General features: G+C 69.4%; 26 protein-coding genes and 1 pseudogene. 5 read left to right on the plus strand and 22 right to left on the minus strand.

Annotation, left to right across the window (positions count from 1 at the left end; genetic code table 11):
- Positions 1–86: 86 nt before the first annotated feature.
- From ADK57_RS45585 to ADK57_RS45600, 4 genes are read right to left on the minus strand one after another with little or no spacing between them, the layout of a single operon-like run.
- Positions 87–767 (minus strand): response regulator, encoded by a 681-nt coding sequence (locus ADK57_RS45585; RefSeq protein ID WP_053755691.1) that lies wholly within the window; start codon positions 765–767, stop codon positions 87–89.
- The gene (locus ADK57_RS45590; RefSeq protein WP_053755692.1) at positions 764–2,038 is read right to left on the minus strand and encodes a sensor histidine kinase; all 1,275 of its coding nucleotides are present in this window, start codon (positions 2,036–2,038) and stop codon (positions 764–766) included. The genes ADK57_RS45585 and ADK57_RS45590 overlap by 4 nt, the downstream gene beginning before the upstream one ends.
- A 23-nt stretch (positions 2,039–2,061) precedes the next feature.
- Positions 2,062–2,847 (minus strand): ABC transporter permease, encoded by a 786-nt coding sequence (locus tag ADK57_RS45595; RefSeq protein ID WP_053755693.1) that lies wholly within the window; start codon positions 2,845–2,847, stop codon positions 2,062–2,064.
- Positions 2,844–3,764 carry an ABC transporter ATP-binding protein gene (locus tag ADK57_RS45600; protein WP_053755694.1) on the minus strand — a complete coding sequence of 307 codons (921 nt, stop codon included), beginning with the start codon at positions 3,762–3,764 and terminating at the stop codon, positions 2,844–2,846. The genes ADK57_RS45595 and ADK57_RS45600 overlap by 4 nt, the downstream gene beginning before the upstream one ends.
- A 94-nt stretch (positions 3,765–3,858) precedes the next feature.
- Here ADK57_RS45600 and ADK57_RS45605 point away from each other — a divergent pair, with 94 nt between their 5' ends.
- Positions 3,859–4,413, plus strand: coding sequence for a GNAT family N-acetyltransferase (locus ADK57_RS45605; protein WP_053755695.1), 555 nt, complete (start codon positions 3,859–3,861; stop codon positions 4,411–4,413).
- 22 nt (positions 4,414–4,435) lie between these two features.
- Here ADK57_RS45605 and ADK57_RS45610 read toward each other — a convergent pair whose 3' ends face one another.
- From ADK57_RS45610 to ADK57_RS45645, 8 genes are all read right to left on the minus strand, one after another.
- Positions 4,436–5,941 (minus strand): type IV secretory system conjugative DNA transfer family protein, encoded by a 1,506-nt coding sequence (locus tag ADK57_RS45610; protein ID WP_053755696.1) that lies wholly within the window; start codon positions 5,939–5,941, stop codon positions 4,436–4,438.
- A 17-nt stretch (positions 5,942–5,958) separates the two neighbouring features.
- Positions 5,959–7,374 (minus strand): ATP-binding protein, encoded by a 1,416-nt coding sequence (locus tag ADK57_RS45615; protein WP_053755697.1) that lies wholly within the window; start codon positions 7,372–7,374, stop codon positions 5,959–5,961.
- A gap of 12 nt (positions 7,375–7,386) precedes the next feature.
- Positions 7,387–8,946 (minus strand): SCO6880 family protein, encoded by a 1,560-nt coding sequence (locus ADK57_RS45620; RefSeq protein WP_053755698.1) that lies wholly within the window; start codon positions 8,944–8,946, stop codon positions 7,387–7,389.
- Positions 8,943–10,283: a hypothetical protein gene (locus tag ADK57_RS45625; RefSeq protein ID WP_053755699.1), complete on the minus strand. Its 1,341-nt coding sequence runs from the start codon at positions 10,281–10,283 to the stop codon at positions 8,943–8,945. Before ADK57_RS45625 ends, ADK57_RS45620 begins: the two co-directional genes overlap by 4 nt.
- Complete coding sequence (locus tag ADK57_RS45630) at positions 10,273–11,103, minus strand: hypothetical protein (RefSeq protein WP_053755700.1); 831 nt, start codon at positions 11,101–11,103, stop codon at positions 10,273–10,275. Before ADK57_RS45630 ends, ADK57_RS45625 begins: the two co-directional genes overlap by 11 nt.
- Positions 11,104–11,300: 197 nt before the next feature.
- Positions 11,301–11,609 (minus strand): hypothetical protein, encoded by a 309-nt coding sequence (locus tag ADK57_RS45635; RefSeq protein WP_003991275.1) that lies wholly within the window; start codon positions 11,607–11,609, stop codon positions 11,301–11,303.
- Between the two features lie 456 nt (positions 11,610–12,065).
- Positions 12,066–13,406 (minus strand): S53 family peptidase, encoded by a 1,341-nt coding sequence (locus tag ADK57_RS45640; RefSeq protein WP_053755701.1) that lies wholly within the window; start codon positions 13,404–13,406, stop codon positions 12,066–12,068.
- Positions 13,407–13,675: 269 nt separating this feature from the next.
- The gene (locus ADK57_RS45645; protein ID WP_053755702.1) at positions 13,676–14,278 is read right to left on the minus strand and encodes a TetR/AcrR family transcriptional regulator; all 603 of its coding nucleotides are present in this window, start codon (positions 14,276–14,278) and stop codon (positions 13,676–13,678) included.
- A gap of 71 nt (positions 14,279–14,349) precedes the next feature.
- On the opposite strand from ADK57_RS45645, the gene ADK57_RS45650 reads away from it, so the two are divergent.
- Positions 14,350–15,294, plus strand: coding sequence for an oxidoreductase (locus ADK57_RS45650; protein WP_053755703.1), 945 nt, complete (start codon positions 14,350–14,352; stop codon positions 15,292–15,294).
- A 56-nt stretch (positions 15,295–15,350) separates the two neighbouring features.
- Here the strand turns inward: ADK57_RS45650 and ADK57_RS50335 are convergent, their stop codons facing one another.
- From ADK57_RS50335 to ADK57_RS45665, 3 genes are read right to left on the minus strand one after another with little or no spacing between them, the layout of a single operon-like run.
- Complete coding sequence (locus ADK57_RS50335; protein ID WP_053755704.1) at positions 15,351–15,869, minus strand: hypothetical protein; 519 nt, start codon at positions 15,867–15,869, stop codon at positions 15,351–15,353.
- 44 nt (positions 15,870–15,913) lie between these two features.
- Positions 15,914–16,282 carry an ArsR/SmtB family transcription factor gene (locus tag ADK57_RS45660; protein ID WP_053755705.1) on the minus strand — a complete coding sequence of 123 codons (369 nt, stop codon included), beginning with the start codon at positions 16,280–16,282 and terminating at the stop codon, positions 15,914–15,916.
- Entirely contained in the window at positions 16,279–16,725 is a 447-nt protein-coding gene (locus ADK57_RS45665) for an SRPBCC domain-containing protein (protein WP_053755706.1), read from the minus strand. Before ADK57_RS45665 ends, ADK57_RS45660 begins: the two co-directional genes overlap by 4 nt.
- A 210-nt stretch (positions 16,726–16,935) precedes the next feature.
- On the opposite strand from ADK57_RS45665, the gene ADK57_RS45670 reads away from it, so the two are divergent.
- Positions 16,936–17,529 carry a DinB family protein gene (locus tag ADK57_RS45670; RefSeq protein ID WP_053755707.1) on the plus strand — a complete coding sequence of 198 codons (594 nt, stop codon included), beginning with the start codon at positions 16,936–16,938 and terminating at the stop codon, positions 17,527–17,529.
- Positions 17,530–17,775: 246 nt separating this feature from the next.
- On the opposite strand, the gene ADK57_RS45675 is transcribed toward ADK57_RS45670, so the two are convergent.
- The 6 genes from ADK57_RS45675 to ADK57_RS45700 all read right to left on the minus strand — a co-directional run bounded on the left by ADK57_RS45675 (position 17,776) and on the right by ADK57_RS45700 (position 22,099).
- Positions 17,776–19,275, minus strand: a complete 1,500-nt coding sequence (locus ADK57_RS45675) for an IPT/TIG domain-containing protein (protein WP_053755708.1) — start codon at positions 19,273–19,275, stop codon at positions 17,776–17,778.
- A 277-nt stretch (positions 19,276–19,552) separates the two neighbouring features.
- Positions 19,553–20,278 carry a DUF4328 domain-containing protein gene (locus tag ADK57_RS45680; protein WP_234390600.1) on the minus strand — a complete coding sequence of 242 codons (726 nt, stop codon included), beginning with the start codon at positions 20,276–20,278 and terminating at the stop codon, positions 19,553–19,555.
- Positions 20,279–20,438: 160 nt separating this feature from the next.
- Positions 20,439–20,804, minus strand: a complete 366-nt coding sequence (locus ADK57_RS45685) for a VOC family protein (protein ID WP_234390601.1) — start codon at positions 20,802–20,804, stop codon at positions 20,439–20,441.
- Positions 20,805–20,811: 7 nt separating this feature from the next.
- Complete coding sequence (locus ADK57_RS45690) at positions 20,812–21,063, minus strand: DUF397 domain-containing protein (protein WP_053755711.1); 252 nt, start codon at positions 21,061–21,063, stop codon at positions 20,812–20,814.
- The gene (locus ADK57_RS45695) at positions 21,060–21,245 is read right to left on the minus strand and encodes a DUF397 domain-containing protein (protein ID WP_053755712.1); all 186 of its coding nucleotides are present in this window, start codon (positions 21,243–21,245) and stop codon (positions 21,060–21,062) included. The genes ADK57_RS45690 and ADK57_RS45695 overlap by 4 nt, the downstream gene beginning before the upstream one ends.
- An 8-nt stretch (positions 21,246–21,253) precedes the next feature.
- The gene (locus ADK57_RS45700) at positions 21,254–22,099 is read right to left on the minus strand and encodes a helix-turn-helix domain-containing protein (RefSeq protein WP_053755719.1); all 846 of its coding nucleotides are present in this window, start codon (positions 22,097–22,099) and stop codon (positions 21,254–21,256) included.
- A gap of 207 nt (positions 22,100–22,306) precedes the next feature.
- On the opposite strand from ADK57_RS45700, the gene ADK57_RS45705 reads away from it, so the two are divergent.
- A complete protein-coding gene (locus tag ADK57_RS45705) occupies positions 22,307–22,720 on the plus strand; it encodes an ATP-binding protein (RefSeq protein WP_053755713.1) in 414 nt (137 codons plus the stop codon).
- A 50-nt stretch (positions 22,721–22,770) separates the two neighbouring features.
- Here the strand turns inward: ADK57_RS45705 and ADK57_RS48610 are convergent.
- Positions 22,771–22,905: pseudogene (locus ADK57_RS48610) on the minus strand (IS701 family transposase); the annotation flags it as partial.
- 84 nt (positions 22,906–22,989) lie between these two features.
- On the opposite strand from ADK57_RS48610, the gene ADK57_RS45710 reads away from it, so the two are divergent.
- Complete coding sequence (locus ADK57_RS45710) at positions 22,990–23,496, plus strand: hypothetical protein (RefSeq protein WP_053755714.1); 507 nt, start codon at positions 22,990–22,992, stop codon at positions 23,494–23,496.
- Positions 23,497–23,501: the final 5 nt, after the last annotated feature.

A 23,501-nucleotide genomic window follows, 5' to 3' on the forward strand; every position in this document is an offset into this window, starting at 1 on the left:
GGGACCCTGTGGGAGAGTAGGACGCCGCCGAACAAATTTTGAGAAAGGCCCACACCTTATGGTGTGGGCCTTTTTTGTGTTTCCGTTCAGGGGGCCGGCTTCACCAGTCCCGTGTCGTACGCCAGGATCACCGCCTGCACGCGGTCCCGGCAGCCCGTCTTCGCCAGGACTCGGCCCACGTGGGTTTTCACCGTGGATTCGGCCAGGTGGAGACGGATGGCTATCTCGGTGTTCGTCCAGCCCTGGCCGATGACCGTGAGGATCTCGCGTTCGCGGTCCGTGAGGGAGGCGAGACGGGGGGCGTCGTCCGCCGGGCCGGGGTTGTCGGTGGGGGCTCCGGTCGGGAGGTGGTGGGCGTAGGTGTCCAGGAGGCGGCGGGTCAGGCTGGGGGCGACGACCGCGTCACCCGAGGCCACCGCGCGGATGCCGGAGAGGAGCTCCTCCGGCTGGGCGTCCTTGACCAGGAAGCCGGAGGCGCCTGCGCGCAGGCCGGCGTAGGCGTACTCGTCCAGGTCGAAGGTCGTCAGGATGAGGACGCGGGTGCGGGCGCCGGTCGCGACGATGCGGCGGGTGGCCTCGATGCCGTCCAGGCCGGGCATGCGGATGTCCATCAGGACGACATCGGGGTGGAGTTCGGCGGTCAGGCGGGTTGCCTCGGCGCCGTTCGTCGCCTCTCCCAGGACCGTCATGTCGTCCTGGCTCTCCAGCAGCATGCGGAAGCCGAAGCGTTGCAGAGGCTGGTCGTCGGCGATGAGGACGGTGGTCACTGCGGGGTTTCCTCCGGGAGGTGAAGGCGGACGCGCCAGCCCTGCTCGGGGCGCGGGCGTGGGCCGGTCTCAAGTGTGCCGCCGTACAGGGCGGTTCGTTCGCGCATGCCGGGTAGGCCGCGGCCGGCGGTGCCGTTGGGTTCGGGGCCGCCGCGGCCGGTGTCGGTGACTGTGACGGTGGCGGCGCCTGTGTCGTCGTAGGACAGGTGGATCTGGGAAGTCGCTCCGGGGCCCGCGTGTTTGAGGGTGTTGGTGAGGGCTTCCTGGATGACCCGGTAGACGGTGAGCTGGCGGCCGGGGGTGATGGTGGGGGTGCCCTGGACGGTGGTGTGGACGGGGAGGCCGGCTGCGCGGACGCCGTCTATGAGGTGGTCGAGGTCGGTGAGGGTGGGTTGGGGGGTCAGTTCCGGTTCCTGCGGCGCCTGCTTGTCCTCTTCGCGTAGGACGTCGAGGAGGCGGCGGAGTTCGGTGAGGGCCTGGCGGCTGGTGGTGGAGATGGCGGCCAGGGCCTGGGCGGCTCGTTCGGGGGACTTGGTGGCTGCGTAGCGGCCGCCGTCGGCGAGGCCGGTGATGACGGAGAGGTTGTGGCCGATGATGTCGTGCATCTCGCGGGCTATGCGGGCGCGTTCGGCGGCGGCGGAGAGGCGGGCCTGCTGGTCGCGTTCGATCTCCAGGCGCCGGGCGCGGTCCTCCAGGGCCTCGGTGTGGTCGCGGCGGGTACGGACCGTGATGCCGATGGCCGTTGCCACGGCGACGGACATCAGCATCGGGACGACGTCCTGGTCCGCGCTGCCCTGCGGGTGGCGGACGGCGGCCACGGCCACGGGGATGATGACGACGGCCGTTGCCCACCACAGGTTGCGCGGAGGCCGGCGCAGGGCGATGTGGAAGACGACGAGCAGCTGGAGCAGGGCGGCCTGGAGGAGGGCGCCGGTCCAGGCGTTGACCAGGGCGGCCGGGGCGATGGCGAGGAGGACGGCCCTTGGGTGGGTGCGTCGCCGGAAGAGGGGGACCGACAGGGCGAGGCTCAGGGTGAGGACCAGCCAGCCCGGGGTTCCGGGGGCGCGGGTGACGTTGCGCCAGCCGTCGCCGAAGTAGTCGATCAGGGCTGCCGTCACCCAGAAACCGGCGAGGTGCAGGTCCCAGAGGAGGGGGTGGCGCTGGTCGAAGGCGCGTGCTCGTCGGGTGACGCGTTGGATGTGCTCGGTGAGGGGTTCTGTCTCTCGTTCTTCCGGCGCGGGACGTGCTTCTTCTTCCGCCACGAGGTCCATGGTGGGGGCTTCCTGTCCTGTCGTCACACGTCGCGTCGTTTCAGGGCCGCCGCGGCTGCCGCGAGGGCCGCCGTCGTCCACAGGAGCAGGGCGAGGAGGGCCGCGCCGGGGGAGGGAGTGTCCGGCATCGGCTGGGCGGTGGTGAGGGTTTCCAGGGCGCGGCCGGGGAAGTGGCGTACGGCGTCGTCGACGAAGTCGTACGGGAGCATCGCCAGGACCTCGGGGAGGATCATCACGAGGCCGATGAAGGCGCCCGTGGCGATCGGGACCGAGCGGGCGAGGGCGCCGAGGGCGAGGGCCAGCACGGCGAGGAGGGCGAGGCCGGCGGCGTTGCCGACGAGGGCGCGCAGGACGCCCGGGTCGCCGAGGGAGGCGGCGTGGTCGGTGCCGGTGAGGAAGGACTGGGCGAGGGGGAAGGTGAGGAGGTTCGTCCACAGGGTGGGGAAGAAGGCCACCGCGGCCAGGACCGTGGCCTTGGACCAGAGGACGGGCAGGCGGCTCGGGACCGCTGTCATCGTCGCCCGGATCTGGCCCGTGGAGTACTCGCCGGCGGTGGACAGGATGCCCAGGACGCCGAGGTTGACCTGCGCGAACTGGGTGCCGAGGAGGATCAGGACGACCGTGTCGAGCTCGCCCTCGCCGCTGCCGTCGTAGACCGCGCTGATGCCCGCGCCCATGGCGAGGGTGAGGGCGCTCGTCGCGACGAGGGTGATCCAGGTGGAGCGCAGGGTCCAGAGCTTGTGCCATTCGGAGCGCAGGACCCGGGCCGGGGTCACGCGGTACGGCACGGTCGTGGTCGCGGTGGTCACGCCGTGGCTCCTTCCAGGGTGGCGGTGAACTCGACCGCGTCGCGGGTGAGGTCCATGAAGGCATCCTCCAACGAGACGGTGTTCGGGGTGAGTTCGAAGAGGGGGATGCCGTGGGCGGCGGCGGTGCGGCCGATGCGTTCGGCGTCCGTGCCGCGGACTTCCAGGGTTTCGGGGGAGGTGGTGGTGATGTCGACGCCGGGTGCGGAGAGCAGTCGTACGAGGGGCTCGGCTTCCGGGGTGACGACCTTGACCGTGCCGGCTCCTGACTGCCGTACGAAGTCGGAGACCGTGGTGTCGGCCAGGAGGCGGCCGCGGCCGATGATGACCAGGTGGTCCGCTGTGAGGGCCGTCTCGCTCATGAGGTGGGAAGAGACGAAGACCGTACGGCCTTCCCCGGCAAGGGACTTGAGGAGGTTGCGGATCCACAGGACGCCCTCGGGGTCGAGGCCGTTGACCGGTTCGTCGAGGACGACCGTGGCCGGGTCGCCGAGCAACGCGGCGGCGATGCCCAGGCGTTGGCCCATGCCGAGGGAGAAGCCCTTGACGCGGCGGTGGGCCACGTCGGTCAGGCCGGTGAGGTCCAGGACGTGGTCGACCCGGGACCTGGGGATGCCGTGGGTGTGGGCGAGGGCGCGGAGGTGGTGGTAGCCGGTGCGGCCGGGGTGGACGGAGCGGGCCTCCAGGAGGGCGCCGACCTCATGGAGGGGCGCGGGGTGGGCGGCGTAGGCGCGGTCGCCGACGGTGGCGTGGCCGCGGGTGGGGGCGTCCAGGCCGAGGATCATGCGCATGGTCGTGGACTTGCCGGCTCCGTTAGGGCCGAGGAAGCCGGTGACCGTGCCGGGACGGACGGTGAAGGACAGGTCGGAGACGACCGTCCGGTCGCCGTAGCGTTTGGTCAGGTCCTGTGCCGTAATCATGTCTCGATGCTCGTCCGGGCGGGGGCGGCGGGCGTCGGACCGGGGGCAGTATTCGAGGTGAGGGGCGTAGTACCCGGGTATTACGGTGGCGGGCATGAGCAGCTATGTGATCCGGTCCGTGCGTGTTGGCGAGTGGCCTGCCGTGAAGGCGTTGCGACTTGCCGCGTTGCAGGATCCTGTCGCCCATCTCGCGTTTCTGGAGACGTACGAGGAGGCCGCCGCCAAGCCGGACTCCTACTGGAAGGAGCGCACGGCCGGGGGTGCGGAGGGGGCGACCGGGGTGCAGCAGATCATCGCCGAGGGGCCTGACGGGCGGTGGGTCGGGACGCTGACCGTGCTGCTCGAGGAGCCCGGGACGACGGACTGGGCCGGGTTTCCGGTGGAACGGAAGCAGGGGCATCTCGTAGGGGTGTTCGTGCGGCCCGAGGAGCGGGGGAACGGGCTGACCGACGTGTTGTTCGATGCCGCGCTCGAGTGGGCGTGGGGGCGGGGTGCCGAGCGGGTGCGGCTCATCGTGCACGAGGAGAACGGGCGGGCGCAGCGCTTCTACCGGAAGGTGGGGTTCGTGCCGAGCGGGACGACCGTGCCGTTGGCCGCCCGGCCCGGGGAGCGGGAGTTGGAGTTCGTCCTCGAGCGTGTGTGTGACTGACGGGCGTGACGGAGAGGGCCGCCTACACCGGCAGTTCGGCGTCCGGCCAGCGGCTGCGGGCCTGTTCGCGGGAGCGCAGCAGGGCCAGGGTCGGCAGGCCCCGGTCCGTGTCGGCGGCCAGCAGCTCCGGGAGCTGGGGAAGCGGAGCCACGGCGGCGACATCGTCCAGGACGAGCGTCAGTGGTGGGTCGAGGCGACCGGAGGATGACCGTTCGGCCATGCGCCGGCCGCGCTCGACCACGCTTGAGGCGAGGGCGGTGAGGAGGGGCATCGCGCCCGGATTGGTCCGGGGGTCCTCGATGGATTCACCGACCACATAAAGCGTGCCCCCTTCGTCCACGAAGGAATCCAAGGCGAGCGCATCAGTTCGGTTGGGAGTGCATGCCTCGCGGATGTTGAGTGTGAAGAGGGCGGAGAGGGCCCGGCTCGTCAACTCCTGGGCGATGTCCCGGCGTTCGGGGTGTGCGGTGAGTGCGGCTTCGAGTTCGCCCGCGGAGCCCGGGGCTGCCTTGGGGTTGGTACGGAGGGTTCGTACGGCGTCCTGGATCTGGGTGCCCTGGGACCAGCGGTGGACGTGGCGGATGGTGCGGCCGTCGATGGCGGCGGCGTGGAGGTAGCTCCGCAGGAGCGTTTCCGCGGTGTCGCTGACCGCTTGGTCGAGCCGGGCGGTGGGGCGGACCGGGGTGAGGAGTGCGACGGCTCTTTTCGTTGCCGTCTGCTTGTCCTCGCAGCCCGAGGTGGGGGACCAGTGGAGGCGGGCCGGGGTGTCGCAGCGGTGGGTGGGGTCGTAGACGTGGACCGGGCCGAGTTTGGCTCGGGCGTCCTTGGTGTCCTGCCAGACGGCGGGGTTCGAGGTGATGACGAGGGCGGGGCCCTCCGCGTCGCGTACGGCTTGGGTTGCGGTTGTCCGGCGGGCTTCCGGGGGGCCGTAGAGCACCGCGCCTTCGGCGCGGTTTGTTCCCCACCCGCCTACCCCCGCGCCGTTTTTCGAAAGGCTCGGCAGGGGAGCCGACTCCAGCGCTGCCGTTTCCCGCAGTGCTTCCGTCGGCTCCGGCTCCGGCTCCGCGCGCGGCACCGGGACCTCATGCACCTCACGGACCTCATGCACCTCACGGACCTCGGGCGCCGGTGCAGGCGCCGGCCCCTCCACCCGCCTCCGCACCCTGACCGCCCGCCACCGCGCCACAGTCCCCAGCACGAACACCGTCAGGACGATCAGGATCAGCACCTGGCCGATGAACAGGCCCCAGAACAGGCCGTAGCCCGAGAGGTCGGCCTCGGGGGCGTCCGGCCAGGCGCCGGGGACGTCGTGCGGTTGGGCGATGAGGTGGCGGATGGCCAGGGGGGTGCGGGTGAAGGTGACGCCGGCCGGCCAGGCGCCGTGGGCGAACACTCCGGCCAGGCCCGTGGCGGACCAGACCAGCAGGGTCATGCCGAGGAGGAAGGCGAGTATGCCGACCAGGAGTCCGTCCGGGATGCCTCCCTGGCCGTCCTGCCGGTCGTTCCGGTACTGCTCGTGCGGTCTCACGCCTTCCCTCCCCAGAACTACGCCACCGTCGACTCGGAGTCTCCGAGGTGCTGTTCCACGAACGCCGCCGCCCGTTCCTCCGCCTCGAGTTCGGCGGCGCGCAGGGCGTCGTCCGTCAGCTCGCGTTCGGCGGAGGACTCGGTCATCGCGCGGTCGGTGAAGACCAGGGGGCGCTCGGTCTCGGTGATCAGGTGTTTGACGACCTGGACGTTGCCGTTGACGTCCCAGACGGCGATGCCCGGGGTGAGGCTGGGGATGATCTCCACCGCCCACCTCGGCAGGCCGAGGACCCGGCCCGTCGCCCTCGCCTCGTCCGCCTTCTGCGCGTAGATCGTCCTCGTCGACGCCATCTTCAGGATCGCCGCGGCCTCCTTGGCCGCCGCCCCGTCCACCACGTCGGACAGATGGTGCACCACCGCCACGAACGACAGGCCCAGTCGGCGGCCGAACTTCAGCAGCCGCTGGAAGAGCTGGGCCACGAACGGGCTGTTGATGATGTGCCAGGCCTCCTCGACCAGGAAGATGCGCTTCTTCCGGTCGGGGCGGATCCAGGTGTGCTCCAGCCACACGCCGACGATCGCCATGAGGATGGGCATGGCGATGGAGTTGCGGTCGATGTGGGAGAGGTCGAAGACGATCAGCGGCGCGTCCAGGTCGATGCCGACCGTCGTCGGGCCGTCGAACATGCCCCTGAGGTCACCGTCGACCAGCCGGTCCAGCACCAGCGCCACGTCCAGGCCCCATGCCCGTACGTCGTCTATGTCGACGTTCATCGCCTCGGCGGACTCCGGCTCGGGGTGCCGTAGCTGCTCGACGATGTCGGTCAGGACCGGCTGGCGTTCGACGATGGTCTCGTTGACGTAGGCGTGGGCGACCTTGAGCGCGAAGCCGGAGCGCTCGTCGAGGCCGTGGCCCAGGGCGACCTCGATGATGGTCCGGAGCAGGGCGAGCTGCCCGGTCGTCGTGATCGCCGGGTCGAGCGGGTTGAGCCGGATACCCATGTCCAGGGCCGCCATGGGGTCCAGCCGGATAGGAGTTATCCCCAACTCCTGCGCGATCAGGTTCCATTCACCCACCCCGTCCTCGCCCTGGGCGTCCAGGACGACGACCTGGCGGTCGCGGAAACGGAGCTGGCGCAGGACGTACGTCTTCTCCAGCGCCGACTTGCCGTTGCCCGACTCGCCGAGGACCAGCCAGTGCGGGGCCGGGAGTTGCTGGCCGTACAGCTGGAAGGGGTCGTAGATGTAGCCCTTCCCGGAGTAGACCTCGCGGCCGATGATGACGCCCGAGTCGCCGAGGCCGGGGGCGGCGGTCGGGAGGTAGACCGCCTGAGCCTGGCCCGTGGAGGTGCGTACCGGCAGGCGGGTCGTCTCGACCTTCCCGAACAGGAAGGACGTGAAGGCGTCGGTGAGGATGGACATCGGATCCCGCATGCGGCGGCCCCTCTACCTTCGAATGCCGGTGGCGAACGGAAGCGTGTTCACGAAGGCGCGATGGTGCTCTCGGTCGCACCACTCCAGCTTCAGGTACGACTTTCCGGCCGAGGCCCGGATGGTCCGCTTGTCGCGGGCCAGGGCTTCGGGGGAGCGGGAGGAGACGGTGATGTAGCCGACCAGGTTGACGCCGGCCGCGCCGCTCGCGAGGTCCTCGCCGCGCTGGTCGAGACGGTTGTGGGCGGCGATGTCGCGCGGGTCGACGGTGCGGTTCATCTTGGCGGCGCGGGACGCCTCGGCCTCGTCGTTCGTCTTCTCGGTGAGCATGCGCTCGATGGCGACCTCGGTGGGTTCGAGGTCCATGGTGACGGCGACCGTGCGGATGACGTCCGGGGTGTGGACGAGGAGGGGCGCCAGGAAGTTGACGCCGACCGGGGTCATCGGCCACTCCTTCACCCAGGCCGTGGCGTGGCACCAGGGTGCGCGGGTGGAGGACTCCCTCGTCTTCGCCTGGAGGTACGTCGGCTCCATGGCGTCAAGTTCGGCCGGCCAGGCGTTGCGCTGGGTCATCGCCTGGATGTGGTCGATCGGGTGGTCCGGGTCGTACATGGAGTGGATGAGGGAGGCGAGACGGCCCTGGCCCAGCGGCTGCCGTACGCGGATGTCGGCCTCCTGGAGGCGCGAGCAGATGTCGGTCAGCTCACGGGCCATGACGACCGCGAGGCCCGCGTCCCGGTCCAGTTTGCGGCCGTTGTGCGGGCGCGCGGCCCGGGCCATCGCCTGGGCCTCGGCGGCCAGTTCGCGGTTGTAGTGCATGCAGGCGACGAGGTACGCGCGGTGCTGCTCGCTGCTGGTGGACACCATCGACTGCAGTTGGTCGTACGACTGCTGCAGCCATCCCGGTGCCTTCTCGTCCCCGCGTACGGCGACGTCCTTGGCGTGGGCGTCCGGGTCGGCGGGGAGGGTGCGGGCGAGCATCTGCAGCCGGGTGACGAAGCCGTCGCCGTTGGCCACGTGCTTGAGGAGGGTGCCGAAGCGGTCGACGAGGGCTTCCTGGTCCTCGGAGTCGCGCAGACCGACACCCGGCCCCTCGATCTCGATCGCCGCGGTGACCGTACGCCGGTCCGCGTGCAGCAGTACGGCGATCTCGTCGGGGCCGAACGGGGCGGCCAGCCAGTTGATGCGGCCGATGCCGGGCGGCGGGCCGATCTCCACCTCGCGGCCGTCGACGTGGATGCCGGCCTCCATGACGCCGGAGCGGTAGGTGGTTCCCTGCTTGAGGGTGCGCTTGTAACTGCGGTTGATCTCGAACCACTTGTAGAACGTGCGGCGCTTGTACGGCACGTACACCGCGGCCAGCGCGATCATGGGGAAGCCCATCAGCAGCACGATGCGCAGGGACAGCACCGGGACGAGGAGCCCGCACATCATGCCGAGGAACGCGCCCGCGATGATGAGCGTGATCTCGCCGGTTTCACGATTCCTGCCGACGATCGCGTTCGGCCGGGCGCGGCCGATCAGATATGTACGGCGGGGCGTGACCGGATGGGACACGTGGGACTCGGTCGTCAACGCCCTTCACCTCCCGTGCTGTTGCTACTGCTGTTGCGGGTGTTGCTGGCGTGCGGGGAGTTCACCGGGCTGTTGCCCGTGCGGGGAGCGGGGGCGGCGGAGGGGACAGATCCGCCGCCTCCGTTCGAGCCGCGGGTGCTGTGTGCGGCCACTCCGCCGGATACGGGGTTGCTCGGGCGGGCGCCGCTCGATCCGCCCTGGCCTGAGCCGCCGTTGTTGTCGGCGCGGGTGCTGTGGGTCTTGATGCCTTGGGCGACGAGGGTGGCGGGGGAGGTCATGACCGCCGCGGCCTTGCCTTCGGCGCCCTGCATGATGCGGTTGCTGCGGGAGCCCGCGATCTCGTCGCCGAAGCCGGGGACGAAACGGTAGATCATCGCGCTGGCGAAGATCGCGAGCAGGATGATGGCGAGGCCGGAGACGACCGCGGAGAAGGCGTCGGGGCCGTCGTCGGCGGACAGTGCGCCGGCGAGGCCCAGCACGATGACGATGACCGGCTTCACCAGGATGACCGCGATCATGATGCCCGCCCAGCGGCGGACGTGGCCCCACAGGTTCTTGTCGACCAGGCCGGCGTAGACGACGGTGCCGAGGAGGGCGCCGACGTAGAGGAGCGCGGCCCTGATGACCAGCTCCAGCCACAGCACACCGGCGGCGAGGATGCTGACCAGCGACACGACGATCAGCATGATCGGGCCGCCGCCGATGTCCTCGCCCTTGCCCAGGGCGCCGGAGAAGTTGCCGAAGAAGGCGTCGGTCTGATCGCCGGTGGTTTTCGCCAGGACCTCGGAGACGCCGTCCGTCGCCGATACGACCGTGTAGAGGATCAGCGGCGTGAAGGCGGACGCCAGGACGGTCAGCCAGAGGAAGCCGATCGCCTCGGACATGGCGGTGGTGAGGGGGACGCCCCTGACGGCTCGCTTGGCCACCGCGAGCAGCCAGAGGAGGAGGGTGAGGATCGTCGACGCGGCGAAGACCACGGCGTACTGCTGGAGGAACTTCTGGTTCGTGAAGTCGACGTTCGCGGTGTCTTTTACGGCTTCGCTGAGCTTGTCGATGGTCCAGGAGGCGGCGTCGGCACAGCCCTTGGCGAGGGAGGAGAGGGGGTCGAGGGTGCTGGTGGGGTCGAGGGTGCCGGAGCGGCCGGTGCCGGTGGATCCGCTGTCGCTTTCGCAGTAGTCCTTGGCGGGGCCGCGAATGAGGTCGCAGGGATCGTTGCTTCCTGACGGCGTCGGCGTAGGGGTGGGCGCGGCGAAAGCTCGTGTGGCCACCAGCACCGTGGTGGCCTGTACGGCGGCGACGGCGGCCGTGACTTTGAGGAAACGGTGGTTAGCGCGCATACGTGAAGCCTCCGTACTCCTCGACCGCCTTCGTCATGTCGTCAGCGGTGGAGGCCTTCTGGTCGCGGCCGACGGGTACGGGGCCGTCCTTCTGCTGGAAGTCGGTGACCTTCCAGTCGCTGTCGACCCACTTCAGCTGGTAGGTGGTGGTGTACCAGCTTTCGGAAACGGGATTGGTCGAGCCCTCGCCGGACAGGCCGAAGAGCGACGTGTACCAGACCTCGACGGTGGCGTCGCTCGCGCTGGACGACGTGACCTTGGTGCCCACTGGGATGACTCGGGAGACGAAAGTCTCGCCGTTCGGTGCGGTGCCATCCTTGTTGAGGCCGATGTTGGTCAGGAACGACTCGCTGGAGTACGCGCTGTCCAGGTCGGCCTGGCGGGCGGCGGCGACATTGGGGGCGTAGACGGTGTTGACGATCTCGTGCCGTCTGGCCCCGTTGAACATGTCGGCCGACCCCAGCGCCACGGAATAGTTGGCGGCCGCGCTCTGCGCACCCTGCTCATCGTGGGCGTACCCCGTCGGAATCCCGCCCGTCTTCGCCTCCACCGGTCGATCCCCGCTCGCCGCCGTAGACGCGGCCTCCGGCTGGGAACCCGTGTTGTCCGTCGATGCGGAATCGTCTCCTCCACGGTTCGCGAAGGCGATCGCGGCGATGAGGAGGACGACGACGCCGACCACCGTGACCAGGCTCCGCGAGGACGAGCGGCCTCCTCGCCGTGCGCCGCCGTACACATCGCCGGGCCGGTCGGGCAGGCGCGTGCGCGTGTGCCCCGTACCGCCGTAGCCACCGGAGGTTTCGTCGTCCCCGAGAGTCATGCCGCGTACGCCCCCTCGACGTCGTGCGGAAACACGTAGGAATACGACGGTAGCCGTGCTGGTTCCCGCGCGGGCGCGGTGTGGTGACTCGACATCAGGGAAACGCAACCTCAGCCGGTGGGCACGACGGACGGGTGGGTAGAGGGGGAACCGGGCGCGCCCGGCCGGACCGGAGGTGCGTCGACCGGACGCGGTAGCTACACGGCCATGCCGTACACGATGGTGAAGAGCGTGCCCAGGGAACCGATGATGAAGACTCCGGTCAGGCCGGCGATGATGAGGCCCTTGCCCTGCTCGGCGCTGAAGGTGTCCCGGAGAGCGGTGGCGCCGATGCGCTGTTTGGCCGCACCCCAGATGGCGATGCCGAGGCAGAGCAGGATGGCCACCGCCATCACGACCTCGATCATCACTTTCGCCTCGTTGCCCAGGCTGCCGAAGGGGCCCCAGTCCGGAGCGATCCCGCCGATGATGGTGTTGATGTCTCCCTTATCGGCCGCAAAGAGCATGTAAGTCACCGCCCCTGGTGGGTAGTTCTGCGCCCCCTGCACGGGCGCAGAGGTCAGGCATCATTCTCGCCGAAAATGTCGCTGCCGTATGTCGACTTGGCGTCATCGGTTGGCGGGTTTCGTACGAATACCTTGTCACCGGCCCGCGAAGGTCCCTCGGACGGGTGCGGGACGGTATACGAGGAATCGTATCGTCACTCTGTGTATCACGGCAGGTCACGCCGGGCAATGAGGCCTGAGCGGAACCTGTCGTGTGGTTCCGTCGTTGACCCCTTTTACGACCTGACGCGTTGGGTGACGGCCAGTCGGGTGAGTGGTCAGGATGATGTTCTCATGGCGAACGGGCCGCGGCTGGATGCCGCGGCCCGTTCGTCCCCATGCCGCCCGTGGGCCCCCACGGCCCACCAGGGCGAAATCTGCTGACTGTCGTTCAGATGGTCCGACTATGCCGCTGGTTCAGCCGGTGAAGGCGCCCGTGCCCTCCGGGGTGCCCCAGCCGGTCGGGCCGTCGTAGCCGGTCGTGGCGGTGCAGAAGTAGCTCGTGGAGCAGTTGCCGTTGTTGCCGGAGGTCACGTCGTTGAGCGCCGAGGTGCCGGCGGCGTTGTACGGGAACTGGGCCGGGTAGGAGCTGCTGGACGGCGTGCCGGCGAGGGCGTAGACGGCCGCGATGATGGGCGAGGAGGCGCTGGTGCCGCCGAAGGTGTACCAGCCGGCGGTGACGCCGTAGGAGTCGTAGACCGAGACGCCGGTCGCCGGGTCGGCGACGGCCGAGACGTCCGAGATCATGCGCTTGGTGCAGCCGGTGTCGGTCTGCCAGCTCGGCTTCGCGTCGTACTTGGAGCAGCCCGAGCCGGTGCCCTCGGTGTTGCTGGTCTTCCACACGCTCTCGGTCCAGCCGCGGGTGGTGGAGGAGGTGGAGAGCTTGGTGCCGCCGACGGAGGTGACGTACTTGGAGGCGGCCGGGTATTCGGCGCCGTAGGCGGAGTCGCCGGCGCTGACGGTGATGGCGACGCCGGGGTGGTTGAAGTACGAGGAGTCGTACGACGTGTCCGACGAGGACTCCGAGCCGCCGTAGCTGTTGGAGACGAACTTGGCGCCGAGCTTGACGGCCTCGTTCACGGCCGTGCCGAGGTTGGCCATGCTGGCGGAGGAGGCCTCGACGAGCGTGATGCTGCAGTTCGGGCAGGTGGCGCTGGCCATGTCCAGGTCGAGGGAGATCTCCTCGGCCCAGCCGCTGTCGGCGGAGGGGAGGGAGGTCGTGGAGCCGGTCTGGCTGACCTTCTTGAAGCAGCCGTTGGCCGTGGTGCAGGTGGAGAGGCCGTAGTACGAGCGGTACTTCGCGAGGTCGGCCTCGGCGTTCGGGTCGTCGTAGGCGTCGACGATCGCGATGGTCTCGCCGGAACCCTTGGAGGAGGCGGCGGAGGTCAGGCCGTAGGCGGACTGGAGGTCGGACGGGCCGTAACCGGAGGGGGTGGAGGCGTCGGCGGCCTTCGGGGTGACGCCGTCCTCCTTCGCCTCCTGCTTCTGGAAGGCGGTGAGGCCGCCGGTGACGCGGAGGGAGTTGCAGGCCAGTTCGCCCTTCTTCTTGGGCGTGGCACAGGGGGTGGCCGACCAGGTCACCTTCGAGGCGGTCGTGGTGGCGGTGGTGGCGGCGGTGGTCGTGGCTTCGGGGGTGGCACTCGCCTGGGCCGCGGTGCCGAGTCCGGCGAGGACGAGCGCGGCGGTGGCCGTGACAGCGGAGCCGATACGGCTCCATCTGGCGCGGTTCGTGGGGGTGTTGGGGGGTTGCGTACGCAACGTACAGCCTCCTGAGAGTGGTTGACAGGGGCAGTGCGGGTGGTGATGCCACCGGTACGTGGTCCCCGGCAGCGGGCGGCGGCCCGCCGACGACTGTCGCTTGTTGAGTACGTGACAACAAGGTGAGCTGCGGAATCCTGACTTCCGCCTTACTCAAGGGGGTTGGGGGATTGCTGATCAATGGCCGGGCGATGGCGGGGGGATGGCCGCGGCTTGACCCGGCTCACAGCGGACGCACAGCAGACGCACGGCGTCGGTCGAGGTGGGGCTCAGCGGGGCTTGAGGCCGTGGATCAGGTGGTGGATCGCGTCGTCGAGGGTGGCGCGGGCCGTGTCCGGGTCGAGCATGCCGCCGGCGGTGAACGAGGCGATGCCCTGGAGGGCGGCGCCCACGATGAGCGTGACGCGTTCCGGCTCGCCCTCGACGATCTCGCCGCGCTTCTGGGCGTCCGCGATCACCCGCTCCAGGGAACCCACGGTTCGGTCGATGGCGGCGGCCATCTGCTCGGAGGCGCCCGGCTCGTGCTTGCGGGCGTACATCAGCTCCAGCAGCTCGGCGTTGTCGGTGGCGAAGCCGAGGTAGGCCCGGGCGAGGGCGGTGAGGCGGGGCTGGAGCGGGAGCGCGGGGTCGTCGGCGCTGTTCAGGGCCTGGGCGAGCCGCTCGTAGCCGGTGAGGGCGAGGGCGTTGAGCAGGGCCTGCTTGTCCTTGAAGTGGCGGCCCGGGGCGGCGTGGCTGACGCCGGTCTCACGGGCGAGTTCGCGCAGGGACAGGGAGCCGACGCCCTTCTCCCGCAGGGTGTGTTCGGCGCCGGCGAGCAGGGCGGCGCGGAGGTCTCCGTGGTGGTAGGGGCGGCTCTCGGGCATGTGGGTCATCGTATCCCGATGTTGCCGCCGTCAGCTTTGTAGGCATTGCCATCATTGTTGTCGACGTCTACATTGAGGTCATGGCAGCTGAGAAGAGCGAGAAGAACGACAAGAACCGCACGGACTGGAACGCGACCCTCCTTCCCGACCTCACCGGCCGCACGGCCGTCGTCACCGGCGCCAACAGCGGCATCGGCCTCACCGCCGCGGACGCCCTGGCCCGGGCCGGCGCGCACGTCGTGTTCGCCGTACGGGACGTGGAGCGGGGGCGAGCGGCGGCCGCGACGGTGCACGGCAGTACCGAGGTGCGCCGCCTCGACCTGGCGGACCTGGCCTCCGTGCGGGAGTTCGCGGACGGGTGGGAGGGCCCGCTGAGCCTGTTGGTCAACAACGCCGGCGTGATGATGCTCCCGCAGCAGCGCACGCGGGACGGCTTCGAGATGCAGTTCGGCACCAACCACCTCGGCCACTTCGCCCTGACGAACCTGCTCCTGCCCCACGTCACCGACCGCGTCGTCACCGTCTCCTCCGGCGCCCACCGCTGGGGCGACGCGACGATCCGCTTCGACGACCTCAACCTGGACGCGGACTACACCCCGCGGGGCGCATACGCCCAGTCCAAGCTGGCGAACCTGCTGTTCACGCTCGAACTCCAACGCCGTCTGACCGACTCCGGCTCCCGGGTCCGCGCGCTGGCCGCCCACCCGGGCTACGCGGCCACCAACCTCCAGAGCCACGCCTCGAGCCCGGCCACCCGTGCCTTCATGCGCCTCGGCAACAGGTTCCTCGCCCAGGACGACCGCGCGGGCGCCCTGCCGACGCTGTACGCGGCGACGCAGGACCTGCCCGGCGCGAGCTACGTGGGCCCGGACGGCTTCGGCGAGATGCGGGGAGGCCCGACGCTGGTGGGCCGTACGGCGGCAGCGAGCGACGCGGCGACGGCACGGCGGCTGTGGACGGTGTCGGAGGAACTGACGGGGGTGGGCTACCCCCTGGCCCCGGCGGAACCGACGCTGCGGGCGTGAGGGAACGGGAGGCGGAGCGGCGCGACTTTCAGGCGGGTGAAGGGGAGGAGGGTCTTTCAAGCGTGCCCAGGCGTGGCGACGCGGAGATCGAGGAGCTGTTGCGTGTGCCCGGGCACGTGGTTCTCGGCGAGGCCGTCGACGAGGCCCGCCAGCGGAATCGGCTGGTCCAGCACCAGCGCCCCGTTGGACAGGAGGAGGGACGGCACCAGAACCGAGGCGGCCTCCTCGCTCAGCCGGTCGGCGATGTCGCACAGGACGGCCGCCTGACTTCGGACATGCGCCATCAAGTCCGCCCTGCCTGCGTGCTCGGCGATGATCCGGTCGAGATTCCAGGTGTCGAGGGAGATCCGGTTGTCGAAGGTGGGCCGTGAGCCGGCGACGACCCCAAGAGCGACCGCCGCGGTCGCCGCATCGACGCTGAGGAGATGGGCCAGTATCCGGTCGGCGTTCCATCCCCCGTCGTCCGCGTCGTCCGCGTCGTCCGCGTCGTCCCCGTCGTCCGCGTCGCCGAGGCCGGGGAGGGCCGCCGCGTCGAGCAGCCTGTCGTAGGCGCTGCGCAGTGCTGTCGTGTCCATTGCATACCCTTCCTTCTCTTGCCCTTCCCTTGCGTGTCTTTCCTTCAGTCGGGGCGTGCCTGGCGCGCGTCCCGCTCCGCGGCCTCGGCGACGCGTTTGATGTTCGCCAGCCGGCGGTCCCAGTCGGCCGCCAGCGAGGCCATCCACCGCGCCGTCGCGTCGAGCGCCGTGGGCCGTACCGCGTACCGCACCTCGCGTCCGACGCGGGTGCCGGAAACCAGCCCGGCGGCGTCCAGGACGGTGAGGTGCTTGACCACCGCCTGCCGCGAGACGGGAAGTCGTTCGGCGAGCGTCGTCGCGGTGGCCTGGCCCTGTGCGGCGAGCAGATCGAGCAGCCGGCGTCGCATCGGGTCGGCCAGGGCGCCGAGGACGCTGTCGACGTCCTCGGCGGCGCCGGCGTGTTCTTCCGTCATGCGGAGGGCTGTTCGGCGCGCGTCTTGAGTGCGTCGAGCTCCAGCGGCCAGCCCTTGGTGTGGTCCTCCAGGTTCTGGCTGCGCAGCTTCTCGGATCCGGCCAGCGCCGCGAACCCGCTCTCGACGACGCGAAGCCGCGTGCCCTCGCCTTCCTGGGCCAACGTGAACTCCACGAGGGTGCTGTTGTCCTCGCGCAGTTCCTCTCCGGGGAACGCGCTGGTCCAGCGGTACGCCAGGTACGTCGGCGGCTCGACCTTCTCCACCCGCACCGGGAAGTCGCCGTGCTCGGCGTTCTTGGCCACCATCGACTCGCCTTCCCTGGCCACGGTGCCGGGCAGGCTCGCCTTGTCGGCCACCCAGAACCCGGGCTGGGCCACCAGTGACCACACCCGCTCCAGTGGTGCCGCGATCAGGGTTTCGCGTTCGATCCGGTCCTCGCTCATGAGCTGACTCCGTTCGTCGCCGCCATTGAACTGCCGATTGATGTGCAACTCCAGAGTTGCACATCCCCCCTCCTGGTGCAACCGAACGGTTGCACATCGGTCTTCGTAGGCCGGTGCCATGGACGACGACCAGCGCATACTCGACCCGTGACTGCCTGCCTCACGTGACAAGGCGGTGGACAGAGATCGCGCGAGCGGCAGACTGACCCCATGACCGCATCGGATCCCAAAGCCGACCTTCACCGTTATCTGCAGTCCGCGCGCGATGCCCTGCTGTGGAAGCTCCAAGGGCTTTCGGAGTACGACATCCGCCGCCCGCTGACGCCGACCGGCACCAACCTCCTGGGCCTGGTGAAACACGTGGCCGGCATCGAACTGGGCTACCTCGGCGACACCTTCGGACGGCCGTCGGGCGAGCCGCAGCCCTGGCTCGAAGACGGTGCCGAGACCAACGCGGACATGTGGGCCACCGCCGACGAGTCACGCGAGTACATCGTGGAGCTCTACCGCCGGGCATGGGCGCACGCGGACGCGACGATCGACGCGCTGGCGCTGGACACGGTCGGCAAGGTGCCGTGGTGGCCGAGCGGCGGGGACGAGGTGACGTTGCACCATGCCGTGGTACGCGTGATCGCCGATACGCACCGGCACGCCGGACACGCCGACATTCTCCGGGAACTCGTCGACGGTGCCGTGGGGATGAACCAGGGCAACGACAGCATGCCGCCGGGCGACGCGGAGTGGTGGGAGAACCATCGAGGCCGGTTGGAGCGCGCGGCCCGGGAAGCCGACCGGGACGCGTAACTTGCCGTCACCGGAGTCGACTTGGATGCCGCGCTCGGTGCCTCGACTCATCCCGGCCCCGGTCTGTCGGGGGTTCCGGACACCTGGTCGCCCGGCAACTGCTCGCCGTGCCGCACAGCTCCGTGGCCTGCTTGCCGCAGGGCGAACGGTCACGCGGCGATCCCTCGCCCGGGCACGGTTCGACCGGTCGGCGGCAAGGGCCCGGGGCTGCTCCAAGGGTCACCCCGGAAACGGGGCGTGCGGACGCTACTGTCCGGTGTAGGTGAACTCGTCGGCCGGGCTGGTGGGAGAGCTGGCCGTGCCGACCGTCACGGTGATGTTCACCGTCTGGTGGTCGTCGAGCTGACCGGGCGCGGTTGCGGTGATCTGGCCGCTGGAGACGAACTTGACCGAATCGGATGCCTTGTCCTTGAAGTGCACGGTGGCGCCATCGGCGAAGCCCGAGCCGCTGATGGTGACCGGGGTGCCGACCTTTCCGCTGGTCGGGCTGACCGCACTGACCACCACAGGTGCCGGTCCGCCATAGGCGAACTGCCCCATCGCGACGGCCGGGGAGGTGCCGAGGGTGTTGGTGACGCGGACGTGGACGACGCCGGTTCCGCTGGGGACCTTGGCGGTGATCCGATTGCCGGAGGGGTCGATGTTGCGCGTGGTGCAGGCGAAGTCGCCGAAGTCGACCATGCTGTCCGGACCGAAACCGGTGCCGTTGATGGTCACCGTGGCGCCTGGTGCGCCGAAGGTGGGGGTCACGTCGGTCACCACCGGCCCGGAAGGAACGGCAGGTGCCCCCACCAGGTCCAGGTAGGTGGAGTTGGCGTGCTGGAAGGCGACCTGGCCGAGGAAGTCCTGGGTGGTCTTGTTGACCAGGTTCTTGGCAAGGCTCGTGTATCCGGTGTTCATCGGGCAGAGCGTGCCGGGCTGGACGTAGACGTTGCCCTTGGTGCGCTTGGAGATCGCCCCGATGAGCAGCTTCACTTCTTCGGTCGCCTGCGGTCCCGGGCTCGGGTACCAGCCGGCGGCGGTGTCGAGATCGGCCCACGCGTGCGGTACCAGGTCGTAGGCGTTGTTATGGCGCTCGTCGATGACCCACGGCACGGAGTCGAAGTAGTCGACGAAGCTCTGCACGCCGGCGGTGGGAGCGGCATAGGTGATCACGGCGAACTGCGGCTGTTTCGGCCAGGTCTGTGCCTGCAGGTACGGCGCGAGCATGGTGGCGATGCAACCGCCCAGGCTGTGACCGGTCAGATAGACGGTCGGCTGCGGCGAGGAGGGCGCCGACTTGAGCGCGGCGGCGAGCGCCTGAGCGAGCGTGACGTTCGGGGAGGGTGAGGCGATCGAGCGGGCGGTGACAACCCGTTTGAACGCATCCATGGCCCCCTTGGAAACGGCGACGGGCGTCGGCGACCCGCTTTCGGGGAACGGGACGACTGTGCCGACGTCGAGGTCCTCGAGGATGTCGGTCAGATCGGCGTCCGTTCCGCGAGCGACCACGGCGAACTCGTTCGAGCCGTCGGTGCTCCGTGCGATGTAGGCCATATTGGCGTTGGCCTCGCTCAGGGCGAGCCACACCAGCTTCCACGCGCCCTGCGTCGCAAGGCTGGGATCGCTCAGTTGCGCGTCGATGCCGGTGATGATTCGTTCGGTCTGTTGCGCCGGGGTTTCCCCGGACGGACGCGGGGTGGCCCCGGTTGCTGCAAGGGCAGCCAGGGTCATGGTCACCTGGGCGGGTGTCGGATCGGGTGCCATCGTCGTTCCTGCTCCTCGGATGTTCTGCCGGTGCGGAGGCGGGACGGCCTTTCGGCAGCATCAGGGCAGATCTGTGCGGAACCGGCCGTCAGAGCGGATCGCACACAATCAGACCTCCCCTCCGCGTTGTCCGGTGCTTTTCCTCCCTGCAGGTTGACCAGGTTCACCTCGATGGCCGTTCGCCATACGTGTGAGCGGTTCGCCGAGCCACGTGCGCGGCGCGGCCGCAAGATCGCCGCGGTTTCGACCTACTTCGACTTACTTCGACTTGGTCGACCTACTTCGACGCGTGCTTCTGCACGTCCGTCCGGTACGGCCCCTCGGTCACCTTCAGCCGTTGCATGTTCGTCAACCGGACGGCGAAGTACACCGCGGCCGCCGCGGCGGCGACGTCCAGGACGTCGGCCGCCACGTACTGCATCACCGCGTCCCGGACTTCCGCGACGGCGTCGGCGTTGTCATAGCGCGACTCGGCGTACCGGCCGAACAGCGTGCTGGAAACGAACAGGCCCCACCACAGGTTCACCGGCCAGATCGATGCCCGGTACGGCTCGCCGTCGGCCGGCAGTGGTGCAGCGGCCCCCCACATCTCTACGGCGACGCGGTACGGCATCCAGAAGTGCACCAGCGGGATGAGCCAGCCCGCGACGGCCCAGCCGGGGCCTCTGCGGAAGCGGTCCGGCGCCAGCAGCCCGGTGTTGCGGCGCATCCGGAAGAACCAGACGACGAAGAGGACCGCGCAGGGCAGATACAAGACGACCTGAACGTTCCCTGCCGTCTGATACAGCGAGTACGCGGCGTCCAGTTCCTGCTGTGGACCGGTGACAAAACCCTGGTCCTCGTCGATCAGCGTGTAGATCCGGGCCCCGACGAACACGGCGAACAGATCACTGAGGGCGACCGCCGCGAGCAGCGCCGCCGCCAAGGCCAGAAGGCCGCGCGACGAGCGCGGAACCCCGCCGGGCAGCAAAGGACGCGGACGGAGATCACTGGATCCGAACATGACGGCGGCCCCCCACGGGCGAGAAGACTGAACGGCCCGCGGAAGAGCGTGCGCGGAGGCACGATACGCCCGGCATGTGATCTCGTCCATGACAATCCGCAGGCCGGAAGCGGTACGGGGACGCGGCCGTCGGCCATCCGCCCGCCCGCGCGCTTCTGAATCATGACCAGATGCGTGCTTCGTTCGCGAAGACATCCGGGTCGCTGTGCACCGGCACGACGCACACCAGGTGACCACCGGGAGCCCGCAGCACCCGGCACTCCAGCCACTGCGACACCTGCGTCGCGCCGAGGTCCAGCAGACGTGCCGTCTCGGCCTCCACGTCGTCCGTCTCGATGTCGACGTGGAAGCGCGGGGCGTCGTCGACCGCCTGAATCGCGGTGACCAGGCCGGGAATCGCCTCGTGCAGCACCGTGAACTGCTCCTCCGACGGCACCGGCCGGGCCGGTGCCCCGAGCGCCGCCGACCAGAAGGCCGCCGCCTGGGCGGCCTCCTCCTCGGGTGCGTCGATGAGGATCGCGTACACCCGGCTCCTATGCATCCGGCCGGCTCTCCAGCCCCGCCACGAAGTGGTCGAACTCGCCCGCCTGTACGCCGAGTACGAATGCGTCCCACTTGCGGCGGTTGGTGGTGACCACGTTGTCCGGGTCGCTGGTCTCGCGGAGGTAGACGGGGGCGTCCCCGTCCTCACCCTCGCCGAAGGCGACCTCGATCCAGGGGCCGGGTCCGGTCGCGTCCGGCGGGGCGGCCCGGGTCCAGGTGAGGTCGGGGGGGATGTCGCTCAACGGTGGGTTTCCTTCTTCAGCGCGTCGAGGAGGGTGTCGAAGGCGGCGGGGTGGGCGTCGAGTATCGCCCCGCGGGAGTCGGCGCTTTCGGTGAGATGGATCGTTCCGGCGGATTCGGCGACGTGGACGCAGGAGTCGCCTTCGGAGCAGTACGAGGACTTCTGCCAGGCGTACGTGGTCAAGAGGGCTCCTAGAGGTCGTTGATGACGGAGTTGATGAGGTCTCGGGTCTTCTCGGAGTCGAGGGCGACGGCGTCGAGTCGGTCGAAGAGCGTCCGGTACTTGCGCAGTTGTGCCTCGGCGTCGAGAAAGGTCAGGCCGTGGGACTGGTCCAGGTGGACGGTGTCGAGTTCGGGTACGGGACCGCGCGCGTAGTAGATGGACTGACCCGAGCCGGGGTAGGCGCCGACGTCGAAGGTGAGGGCCCGCAGGGTGATGTGGTCTCGCTCGCTCATGTCGAGCAGGTGCTTGAGCTGCTGCCGTGCCACCGCTGACCCGCCGACCTTCATCCGCAAGGCGGCTTCGTGGATGATCGCTTCATATGGGGTCGGGTCCTCGCGGTACAGCACGGTCTGGCGCTTGATGCGGAACGAGAGCCGATGCTCGATGTCGGGCGGGGACAGCTCGGTCACACCCTGCCGGAAGATCTCGCGGGCGTAGTCCACGGTTTGAAGCAGTCCGGGGACACGTGCCGTGATCGTGGTCCGCAGCGACTTGGCGTGGTGCTCCAGTTCGGCGAGATCGAGCAGAGGCCCGGGGAGGATCTCGCGGTACTCCTCCCACCAGCCGCGCTTGCGGTCACCGATCATTCCGGTGATTGCCTCGACCAGGGCCTGGTCCTGGCAGTCGTAGTGGCAGGCCAGCGTACGCACGCGCTCGGGGCTCACCCCCGCTCGCCCGGCCTCGATGTTACTGATCAGGGCCTGCTTGGAGCCCAGCAGTTGACCGGCCTCGGTGGCAGTCAGGCCTGCGCGCTCCCGAAGTTTGCGCAGCTCAGTGCCCAAGCGGAGTTGACGACCCGTCGGGTTGGTCCTCAAGGGCTGGTCCCCCTCCTTGCCGCGGCTCATCACCCACATGGGTGGATCGGAATGGATTTTAGGGAATTCGAGTAATGCATTACCTGGGCGCCGCTAGCTTATAACTCGGCGCCCTCGCCCAGAAGCGCACCGCCCGACGGGGTGGCACCGCCACTTGGCATCCACTGTCCGCACATCCCCAACTCCCCTCAGTGATCGGAGACTTCCGTGGCCACCGTAACCCCGCCCTGGGCCTACACCCTCCACCTCCCGCACGATCCACACGCACCGGGGATCGCCCGCGCAACCCTCCGCACCGTGCTCGCCGCCCACGGCCTCTCCTCCCTCAGCCCCACCGCCGAACTTCTCGCCTCCGAACTCCTCACCAACGCCCACCTCCACACCCGCGGCCCCTACGCCCTCCGTCTCCGCGCGATGGAGACGGGCCGGCTCCGGCTCGCCGTATGGGACTCCGATCCGAAGGTCCCGTCCGGCTTCGACGTAGTCGGTCCACAGCCTGTGGAGACCGCCGAGAACGGCCGCGGGCTGCATCTCGTCCGGGCGTGTGCGGATGCGTGGGGTGTGTATGTCATGGAGGACGCGGTGTGGGCGGGCAAGCTGATGTGGGTGGAGTGTCAGTGAGGCGTCCTGACGTGAGGGAGGGGCGCTGGCGTGGAGAAGGTTGAGCAGCCCGGGGATGCGTCCTCGGCGTGCTCGGCGAGCGTCCAGCAGTTCTTGCGTGGCAGATCCGGCAGCAACCCGAGCACCGGTGCCCTCGCCCGGCGTCGGGGTTCCACCCGGACGAGCCGCCCTGCGATGCGGCCCATCAAGGCCTCGTGTCCTGCCAACGGCGGACCGGTCCCCGGGCCGTGGCCGTGCCGCGTGATGTCTGGTTCTGAGAGGATCCTGGCGTGTTCGACTTCGGGATCGAAGGCTACCGGCCTCAATGGCTGAACGGTCGCTCTGCGGTCGAGGCAGGCCATGGTCAGCAACTGCGTGCGCTCATCGGCCGCCCGTTGATCCACGCCTGGCTGGTCTGGGACGTTCAGGACGACGAGTGGTTCTCCGACTGCCCCGTCCTGCTCGACTTCACCGGAGAACGGATTGAGATCAACCACCAAAAGTTCGACGACCTCTCGATCACCTGGAACACGGTTGACCCTCACCAGCCGGTCCTGTGGCCCGGCTTCGATCTGAAGTGGCGCCACGACATGCGCCCCGAGCTGCACGCGCTCCAGGGCCAGGTCCTTCAGGACGTCGAGCTCCTCGAATGGACCGGCAGCGACATGGCCCAGGGAACGGTCGCTGTCAGCTTTCGCTTCCCTCGCAGCCAACTGACCATCGCCAACGCCCTCGACGAGAACGGGCTGACCTTCGGGCCACCCGAGTCGGGCTACCGGCGTCACTCACTGCGCTAGGACCT

The sequence above is a fragment of the Streptomyces sp. MMG1533 genome, from assembly GCF_001279775.1.
Lineage (GTDB): Bacteria > Actinomycetota > Actinomycetes > Streptomycetales > Streptomycetaceae > Streptomyces.

Excerpts from the sequence above, each read along its gene's own strand:
- ADK57_RS45665 (WP_053755706.1), bottom strand. The coding sequence starts at position 16,725 with ATGAGCGAGGACCGGATCGAACGCGAAACCCTGATCGCGGCACCACTG.
- ADK57_RS45635 (WP_003991275.1), bottom strand. The coding sequence starts at position 11,609 with ATGCTCTTTGCGGCCGATAAGGGAGACATCAACACCATCATCGGCGGG.
- ADK57_RS45650 (WP_053755703.1), top strand. The coding sequence starts at position 14,350 with ATGGCAGCTGAGAAGAGCGAGAAGAACGACAAGAACCGCACGGACTGG.
- ADK57_RS45675 (WP_053755708.1), bottom strand. The coding sequence starts at position 19,275 with ATGGCACCCGATCCGACACCCGCCCAGGTGACCATGACCCTGGCTGCC.
- ADK57_RS45645 (WP_053755702.1), bottom strand. The coding sequence starts at position 14,278 with ATGACCCACATGCCCGAGAGCCGCCCCTACCACCACGGAGACCTCCGC.
- ADK57_RS45615 (WP_053755697.1), bottom strand. The coding sequence starts at position 7,374 with ATGCGGGATCCGATGTCCATCCTCACCGACGCCTTCACGTCCTTCCTG.
- ADK57_RS45625 (WP_053755699.1), bottom strand. The coding sequence starts at position 10,283 with ATGCGCGCTAACCACCGTTTCCTCAAAGTCACGGCCGCCGTCGCCGCC.
- ADK57_RS45630 (WP_053755700.1), bottom strand. The coding sequence starts at position 11,103 with ATGACTCTCGGGGACGACGAAACCTCCGGTGGCTACGGCGGTACGGGG.
- ADK57_RS45605 (WP_053755695.1), top strand. The coding sequence starts at position 3,859 with ATGAGCAGCTATGTGATCCGGTCCGTGCGTGTTGGCGAGTGGCCTGCC.
- ADK57_RS45600 (WP_053755694.1), bottom strand. The coding sequence starts at position 3,764 with ATGATTACGGCACAGGACCTGACCAAACGCTACGGCGACCGGACGGTC.
- ADK57_RS45590 (WP_053755692.1), bottom strand. The coding sequence starts at position 2,038 with ATGGACCTCGTGGCGGAAGAAGAAGCACGTCCCGCGCCGGAAGAACGA.
- ADK57_RS50335 (WP_053755704.1), bottom strand. The coding sequence starts at position 15,869 with ATGGACACGACAGCACTGCGCAGCGCCTACGACAGGCTGCTCGACGCG.
- ADK57_RS45660 (WP_053755705.1), bottom strand. The coding sequence starts at position 16,282 with ATGACGGAAGAACACGCCGGCGCCGCCGAGGACGTCGACAGCGTCCTC.
- ADK57_RS45670 (WP_053755707.1), top strand. The coding sequence starts at position 16,936 with ATGACCGCATCGGATCCCAAAGCCGACCTTCACCGTTATCTGCAGTCC.
- ADK57_RS45680 (WP_234390600.1), bottom strand. The coding sequence starts at position 20,278 with ATGTTCGGATCCAGTGATCTCCGTCCGCGTCCTTTGCTGCCCGGCGGG.